This is a genomic window from Actinomadura sp. NPDC047616 (assembly GCF_040642915.1).
GTDB lineage: Bacteria > Actinomycetota > Actinomycetes > Streptosporangiales > Streptosporangiaceae > Spirillospora > Spirillospora miaoliensis.
Window position 1 is genome coordinate 190,615 of record NZ_JBEYTB010000012.1, and the last position, 26,391, is coordinate 217,005.

The following is a 26,391-nucleotide window of genomic DNA, read 5'->3' on the forward strand; positions in this document are numbered from 1 at the left end:
CGTGCGCCTTCTAGGCCCATCGGTAGCCCCGGGGGGTGACGAACCGGCCCGCCATGTCCTGGCTCCGGCTGGAGCCGACCAGGACGACGGTGAACATGTCGGCCTGCGCGGGGTCCACGTCCGCGAGCGTGGTGAGGGTGACCGACTCGTCCGGCCGGGAGGCGTTGCGCACCAGCCCCACCGGGGTCTGCGGCGGGCGGTGTTCGGCCAGGATGCCCAGGGCCTTGGCCAGCTGCCAGTCGCGGGCGCGGCTGCGCGGGTTGTAGAAGCAGACGGTGAAGTCGCCCTCGGCGGCGGCGCGGACGCGGCGTTCGATGACCTCCCAGGGCGTGTGCAGGTCCGACAGCGACACGTAGGCGTGGTCGTGTCCCAGCGGCGCGCCGAGCAGGGCGGACGCGGCCACGGCGGCGGTGATGCCGGGGACGCCGTCGACGTCCACGGCGTGCGCGGCCCCTTCCGCGGCGAGCATCTCCAGCGCCGGGCTGGCCATCGCGTACACGCCGGCGTCGCCGGAGCCGATGAGCGCGACGGCGCGTCCGGCCGCGGCCTCCCGCACGGCGGTGCGCGCGCGTTCCTCCTCCTGGCCGAGCCCGCTGCCGAGCACGCGCGTGCCGGGACGCAGCAGGTCGCGGACCTGGTCGACGTACTGGTCCAGGCCCACCACGACCGACGAGCGCCGCAGCGTCCGGGCGGCGCGGGGGGTGAGCAGGTCGCGGGCGCCCGGACCCAGCCCGACGACGCTCAGCCGCCCGCGCGGCCGCAGCCGCGCGACGGCGGCGGTGGCGTTCGCCGACTTGGTCTTCTCGGTGACCAGTTCGGCGCCGCGGCCGAACGAGCGGGCCGCGTGCAGGGCCGCCGCCTCGGCGACGCTCGGCGTGCCGACCTCGGCCGCCACGACCGGCGAGGGGTTGGGCACCTCGACGCGGGCCAGCACCTCGGCCGGGTAGGTGACGACCTGCCAGCCGCGCCGCCGCGCCGCCTCCAGGATCCCCTCCTCGTCGGCCTTGAGGTCCACGGTCGCCACGCAGCGCACGGACTCCGGGGCCAGGCCCGCCGCGGCCAGCGCCCGGTCGATCAGCTCGCCGACCTCGGCGGCGCCGACGCCCCGCGCCGACCCGACCCCGACGACCAGCGACGGCGGCCGGTACACGAGCCGGTTGCCGAACCAGCCCTCGTGGCACATGCACGAGATCTCGGCGCCGTCGGTGACCAGGATCCCGGCGGACGGCTCCACGTCGTCGAACTCCGGGTGGACGTTGGGCGGCAGCGGAGGCAGCGGCCAGTCGCCGGCGCCTTCCAGCAGCACCGGCTCACCGGACAGGACGGCCGCGCCGACGTGCGCGAGCATGTCGGGGTTGTGCACGGTGAAACCGAGGTCGGCGCCGTAGGAGTCCAGGGGGGTGACGTTGGCCTGGTCGCTGGCGGTGGTGACGACGGGGGTGCAGCCGAGCACGCCGGTCAGCCGGTGGGCGAGCTCGTTGGCGCCGTGGTGGCCGCCGAGCACCGCGACGGCGAACTGCATGCTCTCGTCCACGCACACCACGGCCGGGTCGGTGGCCTTGCGTTCCAGCAGCGGCGCCAGCACGCGCACGGTCGCGCCCACGGCCAGGAAGCTGACGATGGCGTCGCACGTCCGCCACGCCTGGCGCAGCCCGTCGGTGGCCTTGACGTCGGTGAACAGGCGCACCTGGCCGGGCCAGGCGGCGGCGAGCGCGTCGGCGGCGGTGCGGCCGCCCGCGGTGGCCGCGACTATGCCGATCGTCACTGTGCGCTCCTCGTGTCGCTGTCGTCAGGCAGTTCGGCGATGGTCTGGGGGCGGCGCCCCGTTCGGTCGTCCCGGGCAGGGGGCACGGGGGACGGCTCACGGTCGCCCCACACCACGAACACCGGGTTGGTCGCGGCCAGGCGGTGCACGTCCCCGGGCAGGGGGGAGAACCGGTTGGCCTGGAGCTGGACGGCCTGGGCGGAGAGGCCCTCCGCGGTGAGCGCGTCCAGGGTCGGCCGTACGCGCTCCACGGCCGCCAGCGCGACGACGACGCTGCGCAACGCCCGTGACGCGCACGCGCGCACCACCTCCGGCCCGCCGCCCCCGACGAACACCGCGTCAGGGTCGGGGAGATGCTCCAGCACGTGCGGGGCCTCGCCCCTGGACACCGCGACCTTCACTCCGTGCGCGCGCACGTTGGCGCGGATGCGTTCGCACGACGCCGCGTCGCGTTCGACGGCCACCACGGCCGCCCCGAAACGGGCGCATTCGATCGCCACGGAACCGCTGCCGGCGCCCACGTCCCACACCATGTCGCCCACGCGCGGCCCTAGCCTGGCCAGTGCGAACGCCCGCACCTCCGCCTTGGTCACCATCGAGTCGCGGTGGTCGAACGCCTCCTCTGGGAGCGCCCAGGTCGCCGGGCCCGGGGGCGTCCCGGCGATCCATCCCTTGGCGCCGACCGAACGGAACGGGTCCAGCACCAGCACCACGTTGGGGTCGCGCCAGGGGCGCGTGGTGGCCTCGGCCGGACGCACGTGCACCACGCGTTCGTCGGGCTCGCCCAGGTTCTCGCACACCACGAACGTCCGGGGCGTCTGCGGGAACAGCTCGCGCGCCAGTTCCGCGGGCCCGAAGCCCGGCGCGGTCAACACGGCGACCTTGGGATGGGCACGGCACGCGTTCACGGCACGGCGCGACTCACGGCCGTGCGCGGACACCACCAGCGCGTCGTCCCAGGGCAGCCCGGCCCGCGCGAACGCCCGCGCCACCGACGACAACGCCGGAAGCACACGGGGCCGATGCCCCCGCTCCCGCAGCGCGCGCACGATGCCGAAGAACCCCGGGTCGCCGCTGGCCACCACCACGACGTTCGTCTCCGCCCCGGCGGCGTCGATCTCGTCCAGGGCGGCGGTGACGTCGCCCAGGACGACGCGGCGGGCCGCGTCGGGCACGGGCACGGCCGCCAGGTGCCGGGCGCCGCCCACGACGAGCGCGGCCTCCTCCAGGAGGGCACGGGCCTCGGCGGGCAGCGGCGACCCGTCGTACCCGATCACCGTGATCATGGCGTTCACCGCGGCCGCCGCGCCATCCGCCCGAACATGCCGACCATGCGCTCGCCGGTGAAGTCGACCAGCACCACCTGGGCGGCGATCGGGCTGTTGCCGTCGCCCGCGGCCTCGGCGGCGAAGCGCTCCAGCACCCCGGCGACGCGGCGGCACAGCTCCCGCCCGCACGGCCCCAGCAGCCCGGCCGCCTCCCACAGCTCGTAGGCGTGCCGCGCGGTGTTGGCGGCGGCGACCCGCTCGGCCAGCTCCGGCGGGCCGCCCATCGCGGTGGTGATCTCGCCGAGCAGCCCGGTGTCGACGCGCGAGCGCGTGTAGTGCGTCATCAGCACCCCGGAGGCGAGCTTGGTGAGCTTGCCCGCCATGCCGACGAACACCACCTGCGTCAGCCCGTGCTCGACCGCGCGCCGCAGCGCCGCCCCGGTGAAGTCGCCCACCTCCACGAAGCACACCTCCGGCAGGCGCGGCAGCAGCTTCATCGCGCCCTTCTCGGTGCGGCCGCCCGTGCACAGCACCAGCGTCGTCTCGCCCTGCGCCGCCATGACCGACACCGCCTGCTCGACGCTGGCCCGCCACGACGCGGTGGAGAACGGCCGGACGATCCCGGTCGTGCCCAGGATGGAGATGCCGCCGAGGATGCCCAGGCGCTTGTTGGTGGTCTTGCGCGCCATCCGCTCCCCGTCGGGGACCGAGATCACCACGCGGACGCCCCGCCCGGTGGCGGGGTCGGCGACCGCCCGCGGGTCGGGCGGGCCGTCCAGCGGCGCGTCGGCCAGCGCCTCCGCCACCGCCTGCGTGATCATCTTGCGCGGGACGGGATTGATCGCCGGACCGCCGAGCTCCAGGCCCAGGCCCGGCTTGGTGACCACGCCGACGCCCTCGCCGCCGTCCAGGTCGAGGCCCGGTTCGTCCCGCCACGACACGTCCGCGGTGATGTGCGCGCCGTGCGTGACGTCGGGGTCGTCGCCCGCGTCCTTGACCACCACCGCCCGCGCCCGGTCGCGCCCGGTGTCCACGCCGGTCTCCTCCACCCGGAACGTGACCCGGTTGCCGGACGGCAACGCGACCTCCACGTACCCGGGCAGTTCCTCGCCGCGCAGCAGCAGCGTCGCCGCCTTGGCCGCCGCCGACGCGCACGTGCCGGTCGTCCACCCCGTCCGCAACGCCTTCTGCCGCACCTTCATCGTGCGCGGCAGGTCCGGTTCCCTCAGCTCCCTGCTGTCGTCGCTCATGGCCGCCCTCCGCGAGTCATGGGCGTCGAGCCTCCCTGAGCCGGCGGCGGGCCGCGGGCTCGGCGCGCCGGAAACCGTGGAAATGACCGGGGTGATACAGGTGCGAGCGGGTGCCCTCGGCGGCCAGGGCGGGGCCGACCAGCACCAGCGTGTGCTTCCACAGTCTGTGCGCCTTGATGGTGGCGGCCAGCTCGCCCAGCGCGCAGCGGACGATCAGCTCGTCCGGCCAGGTGCACTGGTAGGCCACCACGCAGGGGGTGTCCTCGGGGTAGCCGCCCTCCAGCAGCTCGTCCTGCAGTTGCCCGGACCGGGCCGCCGACAGGAACAGCGCCATGGTCGCGCCGTGCCGGGCGAACTCGCGGACCTCCTCCCCCGGCGGCATCGGCGTCTTCCCGCCGCCCAGCCGGGTCAGGATCACCGACTGCGCCACCTCGGGGATGGTCAGCTCGCGCCGCACGGCCGCCGCGACCGCGCTGAAGCTGGAGACGCCCGGGACCACCTCGGTCTCCAGGCCCAGCTCGCGGCAGCGGTCGAGCTGCTCCTGCAGCGCGCCCCACAGCGCCGGGTCACCGGAGTGGATGCGGGCGACGGTGAGCCCCTCGGCGGCGGCGCGCTCGTAGTACGGCAGGACGCCCTCCATCGGCAGCGTCGCCGAGTCGACGATCTCCGCGTCCGGGCGGGCGTGCTCCAGCACGTCCGGATGCACCAGGCTGGCCGCCCAGATCACCACGTCGGCGGCGGCGATGGCGCGGGCCGCGCGGAACGTCAGCAGGTCGGCGGCGCCCGGCCCGGCGCCCACGAACAGCACCCGGCCGGTCACCCGTGGGCCCCTCATACGATCTTTCCTCCTCGGGTGGTGCGGCGGCCGGGCACGATCAGCGTGGACAGGTACGGGACGGGCCCGCCGACGTCGCGGGCGGGCCGCACGTCCTCGCCGGGCAGGCCGAGCCGCGCGCCGTAGACCGCGTCGTCCAGCCGTCCCGCGTCCTTGAGCGTGCCGATCACCTCGTCGGCGACCGAGCCGAACTTGTAGGCCACGACCGTGTCGCAGGCGTCCAGGGCGGCGCGGAACGCGGCCACGCCGCCGGTCAGCGGCACCAGACCCACCGACTCGGCGCCCTCGGCGAGCACGGTGCCCGAACGCGCCGCCAGGTCCTGCATGGCGGTGATGCCGGGGACGGTCTCCACGACCGTGTCCGGGCGCCGCTCGCGGACCGTCTGGGCGAGGTAGGTGAAGGTGGAGTAGACGTTGGGGTCGCCGATGGTGGCGAACGCGACCGTCCGCGCGCCGTCGGCGAAGGCGCGCAGGACGCGGTCGGCCGCCCCGTCCCAGGCCGCCGCCCGCCGCCCGGTGACGCCGCCACGGTCGTTCAACGCGAACACGACCCGTTCGGCCTTGCCGGTGTAGGTGCGGACGACCGATTCGGCGCGGCCCTCCTCGTCCAGTGCCATCACCGGAACCAGCACCACGTCGGCCTCGCCCAGGATCCGCACCGCCTTGGCGGTGACCAGCTCCGGGTCGCCCGGCCCGACGCCCAGCCCGACCAGACGCGGCGGGTCCTCACGCGGCGCGTCGTCCAGGTCGGGGCGGAGGAGGCCGAAGACGACCTGGTCGTGCGGCCGGCCGTCGGGTCCGCGTCCGGCGCCGCGCGCGACGCCCTCGCGCCGGAAGCCCGCCTTCTCGGCCACCCGCTGGCAGGCGTGGTCGGTGCCGGGGGCGCGCAGTTCGACCCGGTGCAGGCCGCACGCGCGCAGCGCCCACTGCGAGACCAGGGTCAACGCCTCGGTGGCGAAGCCGCGTCCGCGCCAGGACGGGCGTATGGCAAGGCCGACCTCGCAGGTCTGCCGCGACGGGTCCACGCGCGACAGGCCGATCGTCCCGGCGGGCGTCCCGCTGTCGCGGTCGGTCACGGCGAAGTGCGCGCCGGTGCCGTCCCGCTGAGGCAGGTGCCCCTCGGCCGGCGCGGCGTCGTCGTCCGCCGCCAAGGGGCGCAGCACCACCAGCTCCCCTTCGAGCGGGACGGGCTCGCTGAAGGCGCTCACGTGCCGCCTCCCACGGGTCGGGGCATCGGCCGGGTCATCGGCGGCGTCATCGGCAGGAGTCCACCATTCTCTGTGCGAAGTGCGGCATACCGGCCCAGTGCAGGTGAAGATAGGACGCGACGCACGCGCCCTGCACGAACCCCTCCGGCCCGGACGGCGACCACTGCCACGCCGCCGTGGAGCCGTGGCCGGGGTCGGTGACGGTGCGGTGGAACTCGTGCCCGCGCACCCGTTCGCCCGTGCGCGCCACCACCGAATCCGACACCGCGACCGCCGACCGGTAGCCCAGCGTCAGCCGCGGGGCCATCGTCGCGGTCACGTCGCCCAGCACCCCGCACATCGGCGCGCCGTCCAGCTCGCGCGCCAGATACAGCAGGCCCGCGCACTCGGCGTAGACGGGGCCGGTGAACGACGCCAGCTCGCGACGCAGCGGCTCGTTGGCCGACAGCTCCGCCGCGTACATCTCGGGGAACCCGCCGCCGATCACCACGCCCCGCGTGCCGGACGGCAGGTGCTCGTCGCGCAGCGGGTCGAACCGGACGACCTCGGCGCCCGCCGCCTCCAGCAGCTCCTCGTTCTCGGCGTAGCCGAACGTGAACGCCGGGCCGCCGGCGACCGCGATCCTTGGCCGCCGCCCCTGGACCTGCTCCGCGGCAGGGGGCTCCCAGGGGGCGGCGGGCAGAGGCGGGGCGGAACGTGCCACTGCCAGGACGGCGTCAAGGTCGCAGGATTCGGCGACCAGCTCCCCCATGCGCCGCACCGTGGCGACCGCGTCGGCGTCGCGTTCCGCCGCCGGGATGAGCCCCAGGTGCCGGGACGGGGTGGCGATGTCGTCGTGACGCCGTAGCGCGCCCAGCACGGGCAGGCCGACTTCGGCCAGGGCGTCGCGGCACATCCGCTCGTGCGCGTCCGACCCGATCCGGTTCAGGACGACCCCGCCGAACCGCACGTTCCCGAACGTACGGAAGCCGTGCACGGTGGCCGCCACGGAACGGCCCGACGCCGCCGCCGCGTCCACCACCAGGACGACGGGCGCGTCCAGCAGCGCGGCGACGTGGGCGGTGGACGCGAAGTCTCCCCCGGAGTCGTCCACGCCGGCGCCGGTGAACCCGTCGTACAGGCCCATGACGCCCTCGATGACCGCCACGTCCGCCCCTGCCGCGCCGTGCAGCAGCAGCGGCGCGACGAGCTCCTCGGACGTCAGCCAGGGGTCGAGGTTACGGCCGGGACGTCCGGTCGCCAACGCGTGGTACCCCGGGTCGATGTAGTCCGGCCCCACCTTGTGGGGGGACACCGCGAGGCCCCGTGCCGCGAACGCCGCCATCAGCCCCGTGGCAACGGTCGTCTTGCCGCTCCCAGAGGCGGGTGCCGCGACGACCAGACGAGGAACGCTCATGCCAGGCCCCCTGCGGGCACGCTCACCATTCGATGCCCTTCTGGCCCTTCTGGCCGCGGTCCATCGGGTGCTTGATCTTGCCCATCTCGGTGACCAGGTCGGCGAACTCCACCAGCCGCGGATCGGCGTCCCGCCCGGTGATCACCACGTGCTGCTGCCCCGGCCGCTCCCGGAGCGCGGTGATGACGTCGTCCACGTCCACCCATCCCCACTTCATCGGGTAGGTGAACTCGTCCAGCACGTACAGCCGGTAGGTCTCGGCGGCCAGGTCACGCTTGATCTGCTCCCAGCCCTCGCGCGCGTCGGCCTCGTGGTCGGCCTCGGTGCCGGGGCGGCGGATCCACGACCAGCCCTCGCCCATCTTGTGCCACGTGACCGGGCCGCCCTCGCCGCTGTCGCCGAGCACGCGCAGCGCCCGCTCCTCGCCGATGCGCCACTTGGCGGACTTGACGAACTGGAACACCCCGATCGGCCAGCCCTGGTTCCAGGCCCGCAGCGCCAGCCCGAACGCGGCGGTCGACTTGCCCTTGCCGGGCCCGGTGTGCACGATCACCAGCGGCCGGTTGCGGCGCTGCCGCGTCGTCAGCCCGTCGTCGGGCACCTGCTCCGGCTTCCCCTGCGGCATGCCTAGGCTCCCCTTCTCCAGGCGCTGCGGTCGGGCGCCGTCCTGGCGCCCCGGACGACTCCGGCGAGGGACCCGGCGGCCAGGTGCTCCAGCCGGACGACCTCCGCGCCCAGCCGCCCGCCCAGCTCGGCCGCCAGCCCCAGGCGCACCGGCCCCGACTCGCAGTCGACCACGACGGAGGCCACGTCGCCGAGCCGGGCCGCGGCGGCGGACGGGGCGGGGCCGTGGGTGGCGCGGCCGTCGGTCACCACGACCAGCAGCGGACGCCGGGACGGATCGCGCAGCCGCTCGACGCGCAGCACCTCGGCGGCGCGCAGCAGCCCGGCGGTCAGCGGAGTGCGGCCGCCGGTGGGCAGCCGCTCCAGGCGGCGCGCCCCCGCCTCGACCGACGAGGTGGGCGGCAGCACCAGCGTGGCGTCCCGTCCCCGGAAGGTGATCAGGCCCACCTTGTCGCGGCGCTGGTAGGCGTCCAGCAGCAGGCTGAGCACCGCGCCCTTCACCGCGCGCATCCGCTGCCGCGCGGCCATCGACCCGCTGGCGTCGACGACGAACAGCACGAGGTTGCCCTCGCGTCCGTCCCGCACCGCCTCGCGCAGATCCTCGGCCGCGACGACCAGGCCGGGTCCGGTACGGCCGCGGGCGCGCTGGTACGGGGCGGCGGCGCGCAGCGTGGCGGTCAGATGCAGGCCGCGCGAGCCGGGACGGGCGCCGGAGACGCGGCCGTGCGGGGTGCGGGCCTTGGAGCGGCGGCCGGGCGCGCCGGTGCCGGTGCCGGGGACGGTGAACAGGCGCGGCCTGTAGGCGGCGTCGGCGGGCGCGGGCTCGTCCTCGCGCCGCGGACCGGCGCCGCCCGAACCGCCCGCACCCGAACCGCCGTCGGCGCCGCCCGCCTCCGGGGTCTCCGGCGACGGGGCGTCGGGGGACGTGTCGGGCAGCCCGCCACCGCCGGGGCCTCCGGGCGGGGTCGGGCCGTCGCCGTCGGGGGGCTCGGGGGGCCGGTCGTCGTGCTCGTCGAGCACCTCGTCCAGCTTGCGCGTGTCGAGGCCGGGGGCGTCGAACGGGTCACGGCGGCGCCGGTGCGGCAGGGCCAGGCGCGCCGCCGTGCGCACGTCCTCGGTGCTCACCGCGGTACGGCCGTGCCAGGCGGCCAGCGCGATCGCGGCCCGCGCGGTCACCAGGTCGGCGCGCAGCCCGTCCACCTCGAACGCGGCGCACACGGCCGTGATCTGGCGCAGTGCCGCGTCGGTCAACTCCACCCCGGGCAGCCGGTCGCGGGCGGCGGCGATCCGGGCGGCCAGCGCGGCCTCCTCGTCGGCCCACGCGGCGGCGAAGGCGGCCGGGGACTCCTCGAAGCGCAGCCGGCGCCGCACCACCTCGGCGCGCTCGTCCGGGTCGCGGGTGGCGGCGACCTCGACGGTGAGCCCGAAGCGGTCCAGCAGCTGCGGGCGCAGCTCGCCCTCCTCCGGGTTCATGGTGCCGACCAGCAGGAACCGCGCCGCGTGCCGCACCGACACGCCCTCGCGCTCGACGTACGACTCGCCCATCGCGGCGGCGTCCAGCAACAGGTCGACCAGGTGGTCGTGCAGCAGGTTCACCTCGTCGACGTACAGCACCCCGCGGTGCGCGGCGGCGAGCAGGCCCGGCTCGAACGCCTTCACGCCCTCGGTGAGCGCCCGTTCGATGTCGAGCGAGCCGGTGAGCCGGTCCTCGGACGCGCCGACGGGCAGCTCCACCAGGCGGGCGGGCCGTCGCCGCGCGTCGTGCCCGGTGTGCGGGCCGTCGGGGCAGGCGGGGTCGGGGGCGTCGGGGTCGCAGGAGAACCGGCAGCCGTCCACCACCCGCACCGGCGGCAGCAGCCCGGCGAGCGCCCGCACGATCGTCGACTTGGCGGTGCCCTTCTCGCCGCGCACCAGCACCCCGCCCACACCCGGCGACACCGCGTTGACCAGCAGCGCGAGCTTGAGATCGGCCATCCCGACGACGGCGGAGAACGGATAGCGGGGAGTGTGGGGGGTCGTCCCCCCATCGGCGGCCGGGCGGCTCATCGGCCCATCAGACGGGGCATGCCTCATCATCCTTCCCCTCGGGTGTCCACGCCCGTGGCGGTCAGCTGCGACGGCCGGAGTCTCCTGGCTCCCGGATCGACGTTCCGGCACCGGTCCCGGTCAGGGACGGCACCGCTCCCCCGGCCTTCCAGCGTCGCCGCCGTGGCCTTGCGCGGGGGGAGAACTCCCCGGTCACAGTTGCGGGCACAGCCCCGGATTCACACCGGGTTCCTCCGCGTCCGTCGACTGCACAGCATGACATACCACCCGGAACCACCCAAGCGGCGACCACGTGAAATGCCCTACGTCCGGTCGCGGGACGGCCGGGGCGTCAGGGGGCTGGGGCGTCAGGCGACGCGGGTGGGCACGACGAACCACACCGCCTTGCCCGGCACGGGCGTCCCCAGACGCGACAGCGTGTGCAGCAGCCCCCAGCGGCCCCGCGACATCTCGGCGACGATGCTCAGGCCCCGGCCGCAGTCACCGGACGTCCACGAATAGCCGGGCAGCCGGGCGTCGACGAAGGCGTCGAACACCGCGCAGCGGACCTCCGCGGGGGGCCGCGCGTCGTCATCGACCGCCAGCCACAATTCATGCGGGCCGTAATCGGCGGCGTGCTGGTAGGCGTTGGTGGCCAGCTCGCTCACCATCAGCTTGGCGTCGGCGATCGGGTCACGGGGCACCCCCAGGTCGGCGAGCGCGTCGGCCAGGAGCGTCCTGGCATGGCGGGCGCACGCCGGGCCGCGCGGCAGGGACCAGGCCCAGCCCGCGCGGATGCCGGGCTCCTCGGTCGGCACCGCACGCGGCGGCGAGGTGTCATGGATGAGTTCTGACGAGCTGTGCACGGGCCCTCCCCGCGATCGAAAGGTCTCGGCCGACTACGCGGTCATCAATCGTCCCGTTACTGTGGGTCCCCCTGTGGTTACACTTCAATGAAGCCTCGCGTGAGAATCTCATTTGCGCAACACCGTTGGCGAGATTGCCCTTACCGGCTTCGGCAATCGCGTTGAGAGGTGCCGACCGAAACGACAGACTCTGCCCTCATGACATATCGGCCGACCGTACGAGGTCGTCGCCTGGCCCGGGAACTGCGCCGGCTGCGCGAGGAACTGGGCCTGACGTTGCAGGACGTGGCGGACCGGCTCGACTGGTCCCGGGCCACGGTGTCGCGGGTGGAGACGGGGCAGACCCGGCCGAAGGTCGGCGACGTCGCCCGGATGCTGGAGTTGTACGGGGTGCCCAGCCCCGACCGGGACGCCCTGATGACGCTGGCGCGCGAGGCGGGCCAGCGCGGCTGGTGGACCGCTTACGCCGACGTTTTCGCCGGAAGTTACGTCGCGCTGGAGGACGAGGCGTCCGACATCCGCACCTGGGACCCGCAGCTGGTGCACGGGCTGCTGCAGACCGAGGAGTACGCCCGCGCGGTGATCACCGCCGGGCGGATGCTGCCCGGGTCCACGGAGATCGAACGCCGCATCGTCGCGCGCAAGGTACGGCAAAAGTTGCTCGAACGGCCGAACGCGCCGCTGCTGCACGTGGTGCTGGACGAGGCGGTGCTGCACCGGCCGATCGGCGGGGCTCCGGTGATGAACGCCCAGCTCAGGGCACTGGCCGTGATGGCGGAACGACCCCGCGTGACGGTGCAGGTGCTGCCGTACGGCGCGGGCGAGCACGCGGGGCTCGACGGGCGGTTCACGATCCTTTCCTTTCCGGACCCGGCAGACCCCGATATCGCCTACGTCGAAGGCACCATGGGTGACGTTTACGTCGAAAGCGCAGAGGAAACAGGCGTACACAGGCGTCGCTTCGATCGCATCGTCGAGGCGGCGTTGTCCCCCGAGGATTCCGCGCACCTCATCGTCGAGGCAGCAGGGAGCAGCCCGTGAACAACCTGCAACGCGATCTCGCCCGCGCCCAGTGGCGCACGTCCTCATACAGCGGTAGCGGAGACCAGTGCGTCGAAGTGGCGGCGCTGCCGGACGGTCTGTGTGCGGTCCGCGACTCCAAGGACCCGTCCGGCCCAGCGCTGATCCTGTCCGCGGAGGGCTGGCGGGCCCTGCTCGGCACCGCACGCACCGCATAGTCCGCCCGGCGCGTCCGCCCGCCCTCCCTGCCCGGGTTCGCTGACGCGCCGCCGACCGGGGCCGTGGCCGCGAGGCCGCGGCCCCGATCCGTCTCCGCAGCCGCCTTCCCCACCAACTAGAACCTGTTCTAGTATCGCGGTGCGCAACGACCCCGGAGGGTGCCACAGTGACCGCGGACCTCAAGCTCGGCATCAACGTCGGCTACTGGCAGCGCGACCCCGACGACCAGACCGAGACGGTGCTGGCCGCCGAACGGCTCGGCTACCACGCGGTGTTCACCGCCGAGGCGTACGGCTCGGACGCCTTCACCCCGCTGACCTGGTACGCCGCCCGCACCAAGCGGATCCGACTGGGCACCGCCGTGGCGCAACTGTCGGCGCGCACCCCCGTCGCGACCGCCATGCAGGCCCTCACCCTCGACGCCCTGTCGGGCGGGCGGCTGATCCTGGGCGTGGGCGCCTCCGGGCCGCAGGTCGTGGAGGGCTGGTACGGGGTCCCGTTCCCCAAGCCGCTCGCGCGCACCCGCGAGTACATCGACATCATGCGCCAGGTCTGGCGCCGCGAGGCCCCCGTGACCAGCGCGGGCCCCCACTACCCGCTGCCCTACCCGGGGGGCACCGGGCTGGGCAAGCCGCTGAAGTCGATCGTGCACCCGGTGCGTCCCGAGATCCCCATCTACCTCGGCGCCGAAGGCCCGAAGAACATCGCGCTCGCCGCCGAGCTCACCCAGGGCTGGCTGCCGCTGTTCGTCGACCCGTCCAAGATCGAGCCGCTGTTCGGCGCGTCGCTGGCGGGCCGCCCGCCGGGCTTCGAGATCGCCGCCACCGTCACCACGATCGTCACCGACGACCTGGCCGCCGCGCTCGAGTTCGCCAAGATCCCGCTGGCGTTCTACATCGGCGGCATGGGCGCCCGCGACCGCAACTTCCACCTCGACCTGATCGGCCGGCTCGGCTACGCCGACCAGGCCGCCCGCGTCCAGGAGCTGTTCCTGGACGGCCGCCGCGACGAGGCGATCAAGGCCGTCCCCGACGAGCTGGCCGACGCGATCTCCCTGCTCGGCCCCATCGGCCGCGTCAAGGAACGCCTCCAGCTGTGGCGCGACAGCCCCGTCACCACCCTCCTGATCGCCGGCGTCCGCGACGAACCCACCCTCCGCACCCTCCGCGACCTCGTCCACTAGGGCGTGCTGTCGTCGAGGTCATAGGTGGGGGCGGAATGCGCGGGTCCGCCGGGGTGCTGCAGCGGGTGAGTGACGCAGCCCCACCGGGAAGGGTTCCACCATGTCCGCGCAGGCCGAGGCCGACGCAGCCCGATTGCTGGTCCGCACCCTGGAGGCCGAGGGCGTCGAGTACGTCTTCGGGATCCCGGGTGAGGAGAACATCCACTTCATCGACGCCCTTAAGGATTCCCCGATCCGCTACGTGCTGGTGCGGCACGAGCAGGGCGCGGCGTTCATGGCCGAGATCTACGGGCGGCTGACCGGACGCGCGGGCGTCGCCTCGGCCACCCTCGGCCCCGGCGCCATCAACCTGCAGCTCGGCGTGGCCGACGCGACCACCAACAGCACGCCCCTGGTGGCGATCTCCGCGCAGGTCGGCCTGGACCGCATCTACAAGGAGTCGCACCAGATCGTCGACCTGGTGTCGCTGTTCCGTCCCATCACCAAGTGGGCCGAGCTGGCGCCGACCGCGCAGGCCCTGCCGGAGATGGTGCGCAAGGCGTTCAAGACCGCGCAGACCGAACGGCCCGGCGCCGTCTACCTGGCGATCCCCGAGGACGTGGAGGCCGCCAAGGTGCCCGCCGACCTGGGTCCGCTGCCGGTGAACGTGGTGCGCCCCCAGGACGCGTCACCGGCGCAGATCGCCCGCGCCGCCGACGTGCTGGCGATGGCGCGGCGGCCGATCGTCCTGGCCGGGCACGGCGCCACCCGCTACCGGGCGAGCCAGGCCCTCGTGCACTTCGCCGAGACGCTCGGCCTGCCGGTGGCCACCACGTTCAACGGCAAGGGCGTCTTCCCCGACGACCATCCCAACGCTCTGGGCGCCTTCGGGTTCATGCGCCACGACTACGTGAACCATGGATTCGACGAGGCGGACGTGATCATCGCCGTGGGATACGAACTGCAGGAGTTCGACCCGGTGAAGATCAATCCGAACGGCGACAAGAAGATCATCCACATTCACGGGTTCCCCGCCGAGGTGGACGACCACTACGCCGTCGAGGTCGGCATCCAGGGCGACATCTCGCGCTCGCTGCACGCCCTCGCCGACGCGGTGCACCGGCGGTTCGACGTCAACGGCACCGGCCGCAGGATCCGCGAGCTGCTGCACGCCGAACTGGAGCAGGGCCGCGCCGAGGACGGCTTCCCGCTGTCGCCGCGCCGCGTCGTCGCCGACATCCGCGCGGCCATGGGCCGCCACGATGTCGTGCTGGCCGACACCGGCGCCGTGAAGATGTGGATGGCGCGCCTCTACCCCACCTACGAGCCGAACACCCTGCTGGTCTCCAACGGCCTGTCGTCCATGGGCTTCTCCGTGCCGGGCGCGATCGCCGCCAAGCTGGCCCACCCCGACCGCCGGGTGCTGGCCGCCACGGGCGACGGCGCGTTCCTGATGAACTCCCAGGAGCTGGAGACCGCCGTCCGCGAGAACGTCCCGATCACCGTGCTGATCTGGGAGGACGAGGCGTACGGGCTGATCGAGTGGAAGATGGACCTGGAGCTGGGGGCCAGCTCCCACATCAGGTTCCGCAATCCCGACTTCGTCGCCTACGCCGAGAGCTTCGGCGCCCGGGGCTACCGCGTCGGGTCGGCGGACGAGCTGCTGCCGACACTGCGCAAGGCCCTCAGCGACGACGGGGTCTCGGTCGTCACCGTCCCGGTCGACTACTCCCACAACCTGCAGCTCACCGACAAGCTGGGCGACCTCACCGGCCCGTTCTGACCTCGCCCCGCTCCGGGAGGGTGCGATTCACGCGGTTTGGCCGCGCGAGCCCCCGTCGCGGCGTAGCGTCGATGCGGAGAGCATCTCTCTGGTTACAGTCCGTTCTCCGAGGAGCTGCCATGGGAACCGGCGGGGACATGTGGAGCGATCCGCTCCAGCAGTACGAGGACGAGCTCGAACTGGCGGGCAGGCTCAGGCGGCGGCTCGACGCGGCCCTCACCGAGTGCCCCGCCTGCTACGCCACGGTGATGGCGATGTTCGACTGGTGGCAGGCGGCGGGCACGTCGGTTCCGGCCGACCGGCTCTATCCGCAGGCCGCGCGCCGCATGTCCGCGCTGCGGCCGCGTCCGGCGCTGACGCGCGAGGAGTTCGCCGAGGCGCTGGACGAGGCGTGCGCCGAACCGGCGTTGCTGCTCCCCGACGGCCCGGGCCGGTACGCGCTCGCCGACCAGGTCGGCCGGGTGCTGCTGCCCGCGCTGCCGACGGTGGACGAGGGCGCCGAGCGGCTGGCGCAGGTGACGCCGCTGGAGGCGGTGGCGATCGGCAAGGCGGCGTGGTTCGCCCGGCACGGCGACCCGGAGCTGGCGCGGCGGGCCTGGCGGCAGGCCGCCCGCGGCGACGACGCCGACGCGGCGGCCGTGGCCCGCTGGTACCTGGCCGAGGCGATCCTGGAGGACGGCGACGTGCCGGCGGGGCGCGCCGCGCTGGAGCGGATCCTGCGCGAGGACCACTTCGCGACCGCGCCGCGCGCGATGCTGGCGCTGGCCGGCCTGTGCCGCGACAACGCCCCCGACCAGGCCCGCGCCCTGCTGGAGAAGGCGGTCGCCGCGGGTCACCGCGAGGTGACGGCGCGGGCCGCGCACAAGCTGGCGGGGCTGCGTGAACGTCTCGGCGACGAGCCCGGCGTCATCGAGGCGATGCGGATCGCCTTCGAGTGGGGGGACGCGCTGAGCGCGCCCTACGACGGGCTGGCGCTGGTCGCGCTGCTCAGGCGCGCCGGTGAGACCGGCGAGGCGGAACGCGTGCTCAGACGGATCATCGCCTGGGACTCTCCGTTCCACACGGCGGACGCCGTGGTGGAGCTGTCGGTGCTGCTCGTGATGAAGGGCGAGCTGGACGAGTCCGAGCGGCTGCTGACCGAGGCGATCGAGCGCGAGTACCTGTTCGCGCCCCGGCTGAAGCTGCAGCTGGCCCGGGTGCGGCTGGCGCGGGGCGACGAGGAGACGGCCGTCGCACTGCTGGCCGAGGCCAGGCGGCATCCGGTCGGGCTGCAGCCCCAGGACGTGGCGCAGGCGCACGTCCTGGAGGCGCAGTTCGCGATCGCCCGCCGGGACGACGACCACGCCGCCCGCCTGTTCGCCGAGGTGCTGAACAGCGCCGACCCGGTGACCCGCCAGGCCGCCCACCTGATCGCCGTGGCGATCGGGGACGGGATGCGGCCGGGCGGGCCGTGGGCGATACCGGGCGTCGAACCGCTGATGCGGCATCTGATGGCCGAGGCCGCCAGCCCGACGCGCGAGTGGGCGGCCTACTGCGCCGGGCTGATCGCCGAGCACGCCGGCGAGCCGGAGGCGGCCGTGCCGGCCTACCTCGCCGCGCTGGCCGGGCGCGCGCCCCGCTACGCCGTGCTGGCGGCGACCAAGCTCGCGGCGCTCGCCGAGGACGCCGCCGAACGGCACCGGTTCGTGGACGCCTGCGTCGGGGTCTTCGAGGCCGATTCCGCCGCCGAGGTCACCGAGGAAGGGGTGGCCGAGGCCGTCGTGCCCGCGGCCCGGTTCCTGTGCCGGGCCGGACGGGACGATCTCGTCGAGCGGGTCCGCGACGCGTGCCTCGGCCACGTCCAGCGCGGCGGCGCCGAGGCGGCGCGGATCGCCTTCAACCTCGGTGTGCTCGACAGCGAGATCTGCGGCGACGGGCTGTCGGCCCTGGCGCTGTGGGAGCTGGCGGCCGAACTCGGTGACGCGGACGTGGCGTCGCGGGCCTGGTACGAGGTCGGCGTCGTCCATTCGCAGCGGTTCTCGGCGGTGTCGGCGGCGCGGGCCTTCCAGCGCGTCATCGATATCGGCCATCCCGAGCACGCGCCGCGCGCGGCGCTGGTGCTCGGCGGGCTGGCCGGGCGGTTCCTCGACATGCGCGCCGCCGTCGACGCCTACGAGGTGGCGCTCGGGTCGGACGATCCGGCGGTGGCGGTGGAGGCGGCGTTCCATCTCGGGTGCCTGGTCCAGCCGCCGGAGGACGCCGAGGACGCCCTGCACCGGGTCATCGCCTCCGACGCCGCGTCACCCGATATGGTCGGGTCCGCGTACGCGCATCTCGGCCGCGTCTACGCCTCGACCGGCAACCGCAGGCTCGCCCAGCGGTACTGGCGCAAGGGCAGGAACCATCCCGATCCGGCGGTGTCGGCGGCGTTCGCCGTGGCCCGCAAGGCGATCGGCCGGGTCATGACGCCGCGCCGCCGCCCGGCATGAACCGGTCAGCCGACGCGGCAGACGATCTCGCCGTGGGTGACGGCGAACCAGCCGTCCTCGGCGGCGGCCCACTCCTGCCAGCCCTGGTGGACGCGTCGCAGGTCGTCGCGGGTGGCATGGCCGTGTGAGACGGCGGTGTCGGCGACCGATGAGCGGACCATGCGCCCGCCCCACGACTCGCTCCACCACCGGCGTTCCTCGGGGGTCGCGAAGCACCAGCTGGACGCGGTGGCGGTGATGTCGGTGAGGCCCGCCTCCCGGGCCCAGGACACCAGGCGCCGCCCGGCGTCCGGCTCGCCGCCGTTGCCGCGCGCCACCCTGTAGTAGACGGGCAGCCAGGCGTCCATGCCGGGCGGCTCGGGGTACCAGGCCATGGTGCCGAAGTCGGCGTCGCGGGCGGCCACGACGCCGCCGGGCCGGCACACCCGCCGCATCTCGCGCAGCGCGCGCACCGGGTCGTCGAGGTGCTGCAGCACCTGGTGGGCGTGGACGACGTCGAACGTGTCGTCGGGGAAGGCGAGCGCGCAGACGTCGCCGGTCACGAAGGTCACGTTGCCGGCCCGGCGTTCCTCGGCGAACCGGCCGGCGTCCCGCAGTACCTGCTCGGCGGCGTCCAGCCCGGTGACGTGGCCGGGCGCCACCAGCTCGGCCATGCCGACGGTGATGGTGCCGGGGCCGCAGCCCACGTCCAGCACGCGGGATCCGGGACGAAGGTGCTCCACCAGGTAGGCGGCCGAGTTCTCGACCGTGCGCCACCGGTGGGAGCTCAGCACGGTCTGGTGGTGCCCATGCGTGTAGGTGCCTCGTGCGGACATGGAGCCTCCTGCGTCGTCGGAGGCCCCACCCTAGACCGCTTGCTCACATTATGAGAAATGTGTCTTGATATTTGAGAATCTGTCAGGCGGCCACGGGCTCCACCAGCGCGTACTCCTCGGGACGGAGCAGGCGGGTCGGGACGAGCACCCGCACGGTCTCGGGCTCGCTCGGCACCGGGACGACGACGGGCTCCTCCACCTCGTCGTAGGCGTTGAGCACCAGGCCGGACAACGTGGTCAGCCAGGGCTCGATCAGGGTTCGTTCGGCGGGGCCGTACAGCCACGGGTGGGTGAGATGGAACGTGCGGGCCGGTTCGCTCACTGCCACTTCCCCTTCCTGCTGCCCGGAGGGTCGAGCAAGCCACGCGCCAATGGGCGTCACAGGTGCATACGTACGTCGCAAGCCCAGAGGTTCGACGTGTATTCCCTGCTCACCCGGCTGACACACCTGAACCTACCGACCGCCGCCGACATTTCCCGAACGCACGTTCGAGCCGTGGACGCCCCGTCAGCGGATGATGGACAGGATGCGGCAGGCGGCGGCGCCGAGCCGCGTGTCGCCCTCCATCCGGGCACGCGCCACGGCCACGTCGGGCTGGACCATCCGCACGCACAGCCGCCACGCGGTGACCGGGTCCAGATGGACGACGGCGGCGGGAGCGGCCGACGGCGGCGGGGCCAGCGACCAGCCTTCGGCGATGGCGGTCGCCGTCCACGCGCCCAGGCCGTCGACGCGCACCTGGACCTGCGTGCCCTCGTCCGCCGCGACGTCCCGCAGCGTGTGCGGCAGCGCCCGCATGAAGGTGTCGAGCAGAGGCTCGGGCGGACGCTCGTCCTCCAGGCCCACCGCCAGCCGGATCTGCTGCCGGTGCGTCCAGTACTCGGTGTAGTCGCGGGCGCAGTCCAGCCACAGCGGGGCCGGGTCGGCTCCGGCCCAGCTCACCGCCCGGCTCGACCCGTGCGGGTCGGACCGCTGCCACAGGTCGGCGATCTGCCGTCCGGTCATCTCCAGCGTCTCGACGAGGGAGCGGGTGCTGAGCCGGTCGGCGGCGTCCACCCACTGCTGGTTGATCCGGTGGATGAACGCCTCGAACGTCTCGCTGGGCTCGGGCGCGGTCCGGTGACTCTGGTGGCCGTCGCGGTCGTGCGCCAGGCGGCCGTAGTCGTCGCCGAGCAGGTGCGCGGCGACGTCCTTGACCGTCCAGCCGGGCACGGCCTCGCGTGCCCAGCCGGCCGGGTCCAGATCCCGCAGCAGGGTCAGGAGGGCACGCCGTTCGGGCGCGAACAGGTGCCGTGCGTCGATGGGCCGTCCCAGCCAGGAGAAGTCGGTCACACGTCCGAGTCTTGCGGGTGCGGCACCGGCGACGCACGCGCATTTCCGGCCGTGTCAGTCGGGGCGAGGTGCCGGGTCGGTGGTGACCGAGCGCAGCAGGGGACGGCTCAGCGCGCTCGCGCCGAAGATCCCGGCGAAGCCGAGCGCCACGAACGCCAGCAGCGTCAGCGCACCGGCGGTCCCGACGCCCGCCGCGAACGGCAGCGCGAAGAACATGCCGGTCAGCAGGGAGCCGCCGCCCATGACGACGAGCGGGATGAGCGTCTCCTGGCGGCGCGCCCGGTCCAGCACCGGCAGCGGCGTGCCCGCCAGGCGCAGCATGGCGTAGGTCTGGCGGCGGTCCAGCACGGCGGACGCCCCGGTGATCCCGGCGCTGGTCATCGCGATGAGGAACGACACCGTCAGCACGACCAGCGCTCCGGTGCGCAGGTCGGCCAGCAGGTGGCGGGCGGGCGCGTCGTCGGCCGGAGTGGTGGCGGGCCTTCCGGGCACCACTCCGGTCAGCGCGGTGCGGGCGCGGTCGACGGCGGCCGCGCCGCCGGGCACCGTGGCGGCCACGACGTCGATGCGGGACGGCGCGGCGCTCCCCGCCGGCCCGTCGTTCCCGGAGGGTCCGTCGTTCCCGGAGGGCCCGTCGTTCCCGGGCAGCTCGGCGCTCCGCACGGTGACCTGCGCGGACGTCCCGGCGAGCCGGTCGCGCACCTGCGCGGCCACGGCCGCCGACCGTGCCTGCGGGACGACCAGTTCCAGCCGGTTCGGCGGTCCTTCGGCCAGGTCGGCCTGCGTCGGGTTGAGCAGGCACAGGAAGCCCGCGATGAAGCCGGTCAGCGCGACCCCGGCGACGGTGCGCCAGGTGGCGCGGGGATCGTCGACCAGGCGCCGTCCCGCCAGCAGCCGGGCGGGGCGGCGGGCGGTCGCGACGGTGAGGCGGCCGATCAGCGCCACCACCCACGGCCCCACCAGGTTGATCGCGAGGAAGGCCAGCGTCACGAACACCAGCAGCACGACCAGCCCGACGCGGCCCATGCCGGTGAGACTGCCGCTCACCGCGCCGAACCCGACGAGCACCACGACGAGCAGCAGGCCGCGCACCGCCCGCAGCGCCGGCGGGGTCTCGCGCCGGGCGACGCCGAGCGGGCTGACCACCACACGGCGCAGTCCCACGACGGCGCTGACCCCGACGAGCACGGGCACCGCCGCCAGCACCGCGCCCAGCCACGCCGCGTCCGGCCACAGGTCACCGGCGAACCAGTCTCCGCCGCCGATCGTGAGCCGGGTCAGCGCGGGGACGGACGCGGCGTACAGCAGTGTCCCGGCGACGGCCCCGGCCAGCGCCGTCAGCACCGCCTCGGCGACGGTGACGGCGACGACCTGCCCGGGAGTGGCGCCGACCAGGCGCAGCGCGGCCAGCCGCTGGTCGCGGCGCGCGACGGTGAGGCGGGCGGCGGCGCCGCCGAACACCAGCAGCGGCACGACCATCAGCACCGACGCGATGGCGACGAGCACCTGGTACACCTGCGGCACCGTCGACACCGCCCCGGAGGCGTAACGGTCGACGCGCTTCGGCGACGCGACGGTCTCCCTGCCGAACCGGTCGCCACGGTCGGCGGTCATCGCGGGGTCGCCGGGGGCGCGTCCGACCACGGCGACCAGTTCGTCAGGGTGGACGAGCGCGTCCCGGCCGAGGACACCGGACGGCGTCCGTCCCGGGAACCGGGCGGCGAGCTGGTCGGGCGGCATCCGTCTCATCAGGTCGGCCAGCGCCGGGGACGCCCACACCTCGCCGGGACGCGGGAAGCGCCGCATGCCGGGCGGCACGGGCGCGCGGTCGTTCAGCGCGGCCAGGTCGACGATGGTGACGGGCCGGTCGCGGACATAGTCGGTGGACAGCGCCTGCACGGCCGTCGCCTTCTGCGGGGACGTCTCGGCGGGGTGCCGCCAGGCGTCGGCGTCGGCGCGTTGCGCGAAGGCGTGGTTGGCGCCGACGGCGAACAGCAGCAGCCCGGTCGACACGGCCACGGCGGCGAGGGTGAGCAGGGCGCCGAGCATGCCCCGGCGGCCGCCGCCGCGCAGCAGCCGCCAGGCGAGTCCCAACGTCGCCGGCATCACACCGCTCCGGCGGTCAGCAGGCGGCCGTCGCGGACCTCCACGGTGCGGTCGCACCAGCGCGCCACGTTCGGGTCGTGGGTGACCAGGACGAGCGAGGCGTCGTTCTGCCGGGTGGCCTCCACCAGCAGCCGCATCGTCTCGTACCCGGTGCGCTGGTCGAGCGCCCCCGTCGGCTCGTCGGCGAACACGACGGCGGGGCGCGTCACCAGGGCGCGGGCGATCGCCACCCGCTGCGCCTGCCCGCCGGACAGCTCACCCGGGCGGCGGCCCTCCATCCCGGCCAGGCCGAGCGGGCCGAACCAGGCGCGGGACGCGGTCACCGCCTCCCGCCGGGGCGTGCCGCCGAGCATGAGCGGCAGCGCCACGTTCTCCACGGCGGGCAGCTCCGGCAGCAGTTGCCCGAACTGGAACACGAACCCGAACCGGGTGCGGCGCAGCTCGCTGCGGCGCCGCTCCCCGAGCGTGTCGACGCGCTGCCCGAGCAGCCGCACCTGCCCCGCGTCCGGTTTCATGATCCCGGCGAGGCAGTGCAGAAGGGTGGACTTGCCCGAGCCGCTCGGCCCCATGATCGCCACCGTCTCGGCCCGGCCGACCGCCAGGCCGACGCCGTCCAGCGCGACCGTGGGGCCGAAGCGTTTGACCAGGCCGTCCCCGACGAGGACCGGTTCGTTCACGCCACGGCCCTGCCGTCCCGGACGACGCCGGCGTCCTGCGGCCGGGTCTGGCGGCGGCGGTGGCGGACCGAGTCGGCGATCTCGCGGGCGGGCATGACGATGCCGCCGTAGACGACGAAGGCCCCGAACGACGCCGCCACCGGCAGGTAGATGAAGGTCATCGCGTTCATGCCTCCAGCGTGCGAGAAGGGAGCCGTTCGTCACATCGGACGCCGGTTCGGTCCTGTACGGGGCGGCATCGGCCGAATGGTCGATCCGTCCGTACCGCCGAGGTCGTAACCTGCGTGCCCATGAGGGAACCGGGGTCGCTGCTGGAGCGCGTGCACTGGGTCGGCGGCTGCCTGGCCCGCGTCATGGCCGGGAGCATGGCCGGGTTCTTCCTGCTGCTCTGCCTGGTCTCCACCCACCCGTCCTATCCCCTGATGGACCTGTGGACGATCGCCGTCGCCGCCGTCGTCATGTTCGCGACGCTGCCCACCCGGTTCACCACCGGCTGGACGGTGATCGCGGTGAGCCTGTCGGCGGCGACCACCGCGCTGCTGGCCGCCCATCCCGACGGCGTCCACCAGCCGAGCCTGCTCGTGGAGGCCTTCGCGCTGCTGGCGCTCACGGTCCGGGTGGTGTGGCGCACCCGGCGCGACCGGCTCGTCCCGGCGACCGCGCTGATGGCCGCGACGGTCATCGCCCGGGTGTCGGTGCTGAAGCTGGCGTCGCTGCCCACGCCGATCGCCCTGCTGGTGTCGGCCGCGCCGATGGCCGTGCTGGTGGCCGTCGCCATCGGCGCCGGGTTGTACCTGCGGGCGCTGGACGCCCGTCGGGCCCGGGCGGTGCTGGACGCGCGCCGTGACGAACGCCTCGAACTCGCCCGCGACCTGCACGACTTCGTCGCCCATCACATCACCGGGATCGTCGTGCAGGCGCAGGCCGCCCGGTTCGCGGCGCAGTCGGGGGCGGCGCAGACCCCCGGGCAGCTCGACGCCACCTTCGCCGGGATCGAGAAGGCCGGGACCGAGGCGCTGACGTCGATGCGCCGCATGGTGGGCCTGCTGCGGGACGCCCAGCACACCGGTCACGCGGCGCCGGACGCGGACGGCGCGTCGGCGGAGGCGGGCGCACCGGGCCTGGGCGGCTCGTTCAGCCGGAACCGGCCGTCCGCCGGACGGCCGGGGCGCGGCGGCTCGGCAACCCGCCCCATCGCGGACCTGACCCAGGTGGAGGAGCTGGTCGCGGGGTTCACCGACCTGCCCGCCGCGCTCAGCGTCGACCCCGGCCTGGGCGACCTGCCGCCCGAGATCGCCACGTCGGTGCACCGCATCGTCCAGGAGGCGCTGACCAACACCCGCAAGCACGCGGCGGACGCGACGGAGGTCAGGGTCGAGATCGTCCGGGTGCCGGACGGCATCGAGGTCAGCGTGCGCGACAACGGTCAGGGGCGCGGACGGCGCCTGCCGTCGAGCGGGTTCGGGCTGGTCGGCCTGTCCGAACGCGTCGAGACGCTGGGCGGCCGGATGCGCGCCGGACGCCGCCCCGAGGGCGGCTGGGAACTGGTGGCGGTCCTTCCGGACGCCCGGGTGCTGCGAGAATCGAGCGCGTGACCATCCGTGTACTGATCGCCGACGACCAGGAGATGGTCCGGACCGGATTCCGGATGATCATCGATTCGCAGCCCGACATGCAGGTGGTGGGCGAGGCGGCCGACGGCGCGGCGGCCGTGGCGCAGGCCCGGCGGCTGCGGCCCGACGTGTGCCTGTTCGACATCCGGATGCCCAGAATGGACGGGCTGGCGGCGACCCGCCTGCTGGCCGGACCGGACGTCGCCGAACCCCTGCGCGTGGTGATCGTCACGACGTTCGACATGGACGAGTACGTCTACGGGGCGCTGCGCGGCGGCGCGGTCGGGTTCCTGCTGAAGGACAGCGGCCCCGCCCTGCTGGTGGAGGCCGTGCGGGCCGCCGCCAACGGGGAGGCGCTGGTGTCGCCGTCGGTCACCGTCCGGCTGCTGGAGCACCTGGCCGTCCCGCCCGCCGAGCCGCGTCCCGTCCGCGACGGCCTCACCGAACGCGAACTGGACGTCGTCCGCCTGGTGGCGCGCGGCCGCACCAACGACGAGATCGCCCGGGAGCTGTTCGTGTCGCTGTCGACGGTGAAGACCCACCTGAGCAGCGTCCAGCGCAAGCTGGACGCCCGCAACCGCACCGAGATCGCCGTCTGGGCCTGGGAGTCCGGCCTGATGCGCTGAGGGGCGCACGACGCACGACCCGCACACGACGAGACGGCAGAGGAAGGGAACGACGCTGGGACCGGAGTCGCTGAACGGCGTACCGGACGTCGTCCTGGCGCTGTGGCTGGCCACCGCCGCCGGGTGGGCCGTGATCGCCGTGGGCCTGCGCCGCGGCCTGTCGGGCACGGCCCGCCGCGCCGCGCTGCTGGCGCACGGCCTGACCCTGCCGGGCCTGGTGCTGGGCGCCTCGATGGCCGGCTTCGGCGCTCTGCACGTCACCGTGGCGGCCGCCGCGCAGTGGTGGGCCCTGGCCGCGGTCACCGGGCTGCGGCCCGAACGGCTCACCCACCAGGGCGCCCTGCCCCGCCTGGCCGCCTGGCTCGCCCTCACGCTGGTCACCGCGCTCGCCGGGACGGCACTGGTCCTGCCGCCGTGACCGGCCGGGCACGGATGCGGTGAACCTTCACCGGGCGGCGTTTGTCAAACCTTCGTAGTATCCGTCCAGGAGAGCGCAAAGTCCACGGAGGTGGATCATGCCGTGTGCGCTGTGCGGCGACATCATCCCGACGGAGGTCCCCCGGTGCCCGGCCTGCGGCGCCTGGGCCCGGCGCCGCGACTTCCGCGCGATCGGCATGGCCGTGTTCATGCTGCTCGGCTTCAACGCGTTCGTCGCTCTCGGCTGCGGGCTGAGCCTGGTGCGGCTGGAGGATCCGCTGCGGATCGCCACGCACGACACCTACGACCCCGCCGCCACCGGACGGGCGCTGGCGCCCTACACCGACGTGTTCGTCGTCTGCGCGGTCCTGGCCGGGATCACCGGCCTGCTGTACCTGGCCTGGCTGTGGCGGGCGCACCGGCAGTCGGCGGGCCCGCACCGGTACCGCCGCGCCTGGGTGCTGTTCGGCTGGGTCACCCCCGTGGTCAACCTGTGGCTGCCGCCGCGGGTCGTGTACGACGTGTGGACGGGCAGCCGCCGCATGCGGCCCGCCGAACGGCACTCCGTCGCCCTGGTCGTGACGGCCTGGTGGGCGCTGGTGCTGTTCGGCGTCGGGCTGGCCCGCGTCTTCTCCGGCGGCAGCGTCCACACGCTGGCCGAGGCGCGCTTCTACGTGCACGTCGGCGTCGCCGCGGCCGCCTGCCAGGCCCTCGCCGCCGCCCTCTGCATGGCCACCGTCTTCCACATCACCCGGCTGCAGTTGGAAGCCAGCTGACCGGCACCCGTAACGGAGCGCAGCGGAGTGAAGGGATGCCGGTCAGCCGCGGGGGGTTGAAGGGGGGTCGTCCCCCCAGGGGAAAGACGCCACCCGTAACGGAGCGCAGCGGAGTGAAGGGATGCCGGTCAGCCGCGGG

Annotated in this window: 24 protein-coding genes and 1 riboswitch; of the genes, 9 read left to right on the plus strand and 15 right to left on the minus strand. The window is 74.4% G+C overall.

The genetic code is table 11. The annotated features are described in order from the left end of the window. Positions 1 to 10: 10 nt before the first annotated feature. The 9 genes from cobJ to ABZ801_RS27460 form a co-directional block, all read right to left on the minus strand. On the minus strand, positions 11 to 1,765 hold the full coding sequence (gene cobJ / locus ABZ801_RS27420) for a precorrin-3B C(17)-methyltransferase (RefSeq protein ID WP_360702920.1): 1,755 nt from the start codon (positions 1,763 to 1,765) through the stop codon (positions 11 to 13). Then, the gene (gene cbiE, locus ABZ801_RS27425; protein WP_360702923.1) at positions 1,762 to 3,051 is read right to left on the minus strand and encodes a precorrin-6y C5,15-methyltransferase (decarboxylating) subunit CbiE; all 1,290 of its coding nucleotides are present in this window, start codon (positions 3,049 to 3,051) and stop codon (positions 1,762 to 1,764) included. Before cbiE ends, cobJ begins: the two co-directional genes overlap by 4 nt. Before the next feature lie 5 nt (positions 3,052 to 3,056). Continuing rightward, entirely contained in the window at positions 3,057 to 4,283 is a 1,227-nt protein-coding gene (locus ABZ801_RS27430; RefSeq protein ID WP_360702926.1) for a cobalt-precorrin-5B (C(1))-methyltransferase, read from the minus strand. Positions 4,284 to 4,299: 16 nt separating this feature from the next. Beyond that, positions 4,300 to 5,118 (minus strand): precorrin-4 C(11)-methyltransferase, encoded by an 819-nt coding sequence (gene cobM, locus ABZ801_RS27435; protein ID WP_360702928.1) that lies wholly within the window; start codon positions 5,116 to 5,118, stop codon positions 4,300 to 4,302. Further along, positions 5,115 to 6,326 (minus strand): precorrin-2 C(20)-methyltransferase, encoded by a 1,212-nt coding sequence (cobI, locus tag ABZ801_RS27440; protein WP_360702931.1) that lies wholly within the window; start codon positions 6,324 to 6,326, stop codon positions 5,115 to 5,117. The genes cobM and cobI overlap by 4 nt, the downstream gene beginning before the upstream one ends. 46 nt (positions 6,327 to 6,372) lie before the next feature. Beyond that, positions 6,373 to 7,722: a cobyrinate a,c-diamide synthase gene (locus ABZ801_RS27445; protein WP_360702934.1), complete on the minus strand. Its 1,350-nt coding sequence runs from the start codon at positions 7,720 to 7,722 to the stop codon at positions 6,373 to 6,375. Positions 7,723 to 7,744: 22 nt separating this feature from the next. Further along, positions 7,745 to 8,347 carry a cob(I)yrinic acid a,c-diamide adenosyltransferase gene (cobO, locus tag ABZ801_RS27450; RefSeq protein WP_360702937.1) on the minus strand — a complete coding sequence of 201 codons (603 nt, stop codon included), beginning with the start codon at positions 8,345 to 8,347 and terminating at the stop codon, positions 7,745 to 7,747. 2 nt (positions 8,348 to 8,349) lie between these two features. After that, entirely contained in the window at positions 8,350 to 10,392 is a 2,043-nt protein-coding gene (locus tag ABZ801_RS27455; protein WP_360702940.1) for a putative cobaltochelatase, read from the minus strand. Positions 10,393 to 10,469: 77 nt separating this feature from the next. Further along, a riboswitch (cobalamin riboswitch) is annotated at positions 10,470 to 10,626 on the minus strand. A gap of 113 nt (positions 10,627 to 10,739) precedes the next feature. Continuing rightward, complete coding sequence (locus tag ABZ801_RS27460; RefSeq protein ID WP_360702943.1) at positions 10,740 to 11,237, minus strand: ATP-binding protein; 498 nt, start codon at positions 11,235 to 11,237, stop codon at positions 10,740 to 10,742. Between the two features lie 198 nt (positions 11,238 to 11,435). Between ABZ801_RS27460 and ABZ801_RS27465 the strand changes: the two genes are divergently transcribed. The 5 genes from ABZ801_RS27465 to ABZ801_RS27485 all read left to right on the plus strand — a co-directional run bounded on the left by ABZ801_RS27465 (position 11,436) and on the right by ABZ801_RS27485 (position 17,889). Beyond that, positions 11,436 to 12,278, plus strand: a complete 843-nt coding sequence (locus tag ABZ801_RS27465; protein WP_360702945.1) for a helix-turn-helix transcriptional regulator — start codon at positions 11,436 to 11,438, stop codon at positions 12,276 to 12,278. Next, a complete protein-coding gene (locus ABZ801_RS27470; protein WP_344952730.1) occupies positions 12,275 to 12,475 on the plus strand; it encodes a DUF397 domain-containing protein in 201 nt (66 codons plus the stop codon). The genes ABZ801_RS27465 and ABZ801_RS27470 overlap by 4 nt, the downstream gene beginning before the upstream one ends. 167 nt (positions 12,476 to 12,642) lie before the next feature. Continuing rightward, on the plus strand, positions 12,643 to 13,659 hold the full coding sequence (locus ABZ801_RS27475; RefSeq protein WP_360702950.1) for an LLM class F420-dependent oxidoreductase: 1,017 nt from the start codon (positions 12,643 to 12,645) through the stop codon (positions 13,657 to 13,659). Between the two features lie 100 nt (positions 13,660 to 13,759). Further along, positions 13,760 to 15,421, plus strand: coding sequence for an acetolactate synthase large subunit (locus ABZ801_RS27480; protein ID WP_360702953.1), 1,662 nt, complete (start codon positions 13,760 to 13,762; stop codon positions 15,419 to 15,421). Between the two features lie 119 nt (positions 15,422 to 15,540). Next, positions 15,541 to 17,889: a hypothetical protein gene (locus ABZ801_RS27485; RefSeq protein WP_360702956.1), complete on the plus strand. Its 2,349-nt coding sequence runs from the start codon at positions 15,541 to 15,543 to the stop codon at positions 17,887 to 17,889. A 5-nt stretch (positions 17,890 to 17,894) separates the two neighbouring features. Here the strand turns inward: ABZ801_RS27485 and ABZ801_RS27490 are convergent, their stop codons facing one another. The 6 genes from ABZ801_RS27490 to ABZ801_RS27515 all read right to left on the minus strand — a co-directional run bounded on the left by ABZ801_RS27490 (position 17,895) and on the right by ABZ801_RS27515 (position 22,990). After that, a complete protein-coding gene (locus tag ABZ801_RS27490; RefSeq protein WP_360702959.1) occupies positions 17,895 to 18,704 on the minus strand; it encodes a methyltransferase domain-containing protein in 810 nt (269 codons plus the stop codon). Positions 18,705 to 18,786: 82 nt separating this feature from the next. Continuing rightward, entirely contained in the window at positions 18,787 to 19,026 is a 240-nt protein-coding gene (locus ABZ801_RS27495; RefSeq protein ID WP_360702962.1) for a hypothetical protein, read from the minus strand. A 186-nt stretch (positions 19,027 to 19,212) separates the two neighbouring features. Beyond that, positions 19,213 to 20,037: a maleylpyruvate isomerase family mycothiol-dependent enzyme gene (locus tag ABZ801_RS27500; RefSeq protein WP_360702964.1), complete on the minus strand. Its 825-nt coding sequence runs from the start codon at positions 20,035 to 20,037 to the stop codon at positions 19,213 to 19,215. 54 nt (positions 20,038 to 20,091) lie between these two features. Continuing rightward, complete coding sequence (locus tag ABZ801_RS27505; RefSeq protein ID WP_360702967.1) at positions 20,092 to 22,143, minus strand: FtsX-like permease family protein; 2,052 nt, start codon at positions 22,141 to 22,143, stop codon at positions 20,092 to 20,094. Further along, the gene (locus tag ABZ801_RS27510; protein WP_344952746.1) at positions 22,143 to 22,820 is read right to left on the minus strand and encodes an ABC transporter ATP-binding protein; all 678 of its coding nucleotides are present in this window, start codon (positions 22,818 to 22,820) and stop codon (positions 22,143 to 22,145) included. The genes ABZ801_RS27505 and ABZ801_RS27510 overlap by 1 nt, the downstream gene beginning before the upstream one ends. Further along, positions 22,817 to 22,990, minus strand: a complete 174-nt coding sequence (locus ABZ801_RS27515; RefSeq protein ID WP_344952748.1) for a hypothetical protein — start codon at positions 22,988 to 22,990, stop codon at positions 22,817 to 22,819. The genes ABZ801_RS27510 and ABZ801_RS27515 overlap by 4 nt, the downstream gene beginning before the upstream one ends. Positions 22,991 to 23,110: 120 nt before the next feature. Here ABZ801_RS27515 and ABZ801_RS27520 point away from each other — a divergent pair, with 120 nt between their 5' ends. The 4 genes from ABZ801_RS27520 (at position 23,111) to ABZ801_RS27535 (ending at position 26,252) form a co-directional block, all read left to right on the plus strand. Then, the gene (locus tag ABZ801_RS27520; RefSeq protein WP_360702972.1) at positions 23,111 to 24,415 is read left to right on the plus strand and encodes a histidine kinase; all 1,305 of its coding nucleotides are present in this window, start codon (positions 23,111 to 23,113) and stop codon (positions 24,413 to 24,415) included. Continuing rightward, on the plus strand, positions 24,412 to 25,059 hold the full coding sequence (locus ABZ801_RS27525) for a response regulator transcription factor (RefSeq protein ID WP_344952751.1): 648 nt from the start codon (positions 24,412 to 24,414) through the stop codon (positions 25,057 to 25,059). Before ABZ801_RS27520 ends, ABZ801_RS27525 begins: the two co-directional genes overlap by 4 nt. A 130-nt stretch (positions 25,060 to 25,189) precedes the next feature. Then, entirely contained in the window at positions 25,190 to 25,477 is a 288-nt protein-coding gene (locus tag ABZ801_RS27530; RefSeq protein ID WP_344952753.1) for a hypothetical protein, read from the plus strand. 97 nt (positions 25,478 to 25,574) lie between these two features. Beyond that, positions 25,575 to 26,252, plus strand: coding sequence for a DUF4328 domain-containing protein (locus ABZ801_RS27535; RefSeq protein WP_344952755.1), 678 nt, complete (start codon positions 25,575 to 25,577; stop codon positions 26,250 to 26,252). Positions 26,253 to 26,391: the final 139 nt, after the last annotated feature.

Coding starts and splice junctions, on each gene's coding strand:
- ABZ801_RS27535 (WP_344952755.1), top strand. CDS start 25,575: ATGCCGTGTGCGCTGTGCGGCGACATCATCCCGACGGAGGTCCCCCGG.
- ABZ801_RS27465 (WP_360702945.1), top strand. CDS start 11,436: ATGACATATCGGCCGACCGTACGAGGTCGTCGCCTGGCCCGGGAACTG.
- ABZ801_RS27485 (WP_360702956.1), top strand. CDS start 15,541: ATGGGAACCGGCGGGGACATGTGGAGCGATCCGCTCCAGCAGTACGAG.
- cbiE (WP_360702923.1), bottom strand. CDS start 3,051: ATGATCACGGTGATCGGGTACGACGGGTCGCCGCTGCCCGCCGAGGCC.
- cobO (WP_360702937.1), bottom strand. CDS start 8,347: ATGCCGCAGGGGAAGCCGGAGCAGGTGCCCGACGACGGGCTGACGACG.
- ABZ801_RS27455 (WP_360702940.1), bottom strand. CDS start 10,392: ATGAGCCGCCCGGCCGCCGATGGGGGGACGACCCCCCACACTCCCCGC.
- ABZ801_RS27505 (WP_360702967.1), bottom strand. CDS start 22,143: ATGCCGGCGACGTTGGGACTCGCCTGGCGGCTGCTGCGCGGCGGCGGC.
- ABZ801_RS27490 (WP_360702959.1), bottom strand. CDS start 18,704: ATGTCCGCACGAGGCACCTACACGCATGGGCACCACCAGACCGTGCTG.
- ABZ801_RS27430 (WP_360702926.1), bottom strand. CDS start 4,283: ATGAGCGACGACAGCAGGGAGCTGAGGGAACCGGACCTGCCGCGCACG.
- ABZ801_RS27515 (WP_344952748.1), bottom strand. CDS start 22,990: ATGAACGCGATGACCTTCATCTACCTGCCGGTGGCGGCGTCGTTCGGG.
- ABZ801_RS27520 (WP_360702972.1), top strand. CDS start 23,111: ATGAGGGAACCGGGGTCGCTGCTGGAGCGCGTGCACTGGGTCGGCGGC.
- ABZ801_RS27480 (WP_360702953.1), top strand. CDS start 13,760: ATGTCCGCGCAGGCCGAGGCCGACGCAGCCCGATTGCTGGTCCGCACC.
- ABZ801_RS27445 (WP_360702934.1), bottom strand. CDS start 7,722: ATGAGCGTTCCTCGTCTGGTCGTCGCGGCACCCGCCTCTGGGAGCGGC.
- cobM (WP_360702928.1), bottom strand. CDS start 5,118: ATGAGGGGCCCACGGGTGACCGGCCGGGTGCTGTTCGTGGGCGCCGGG.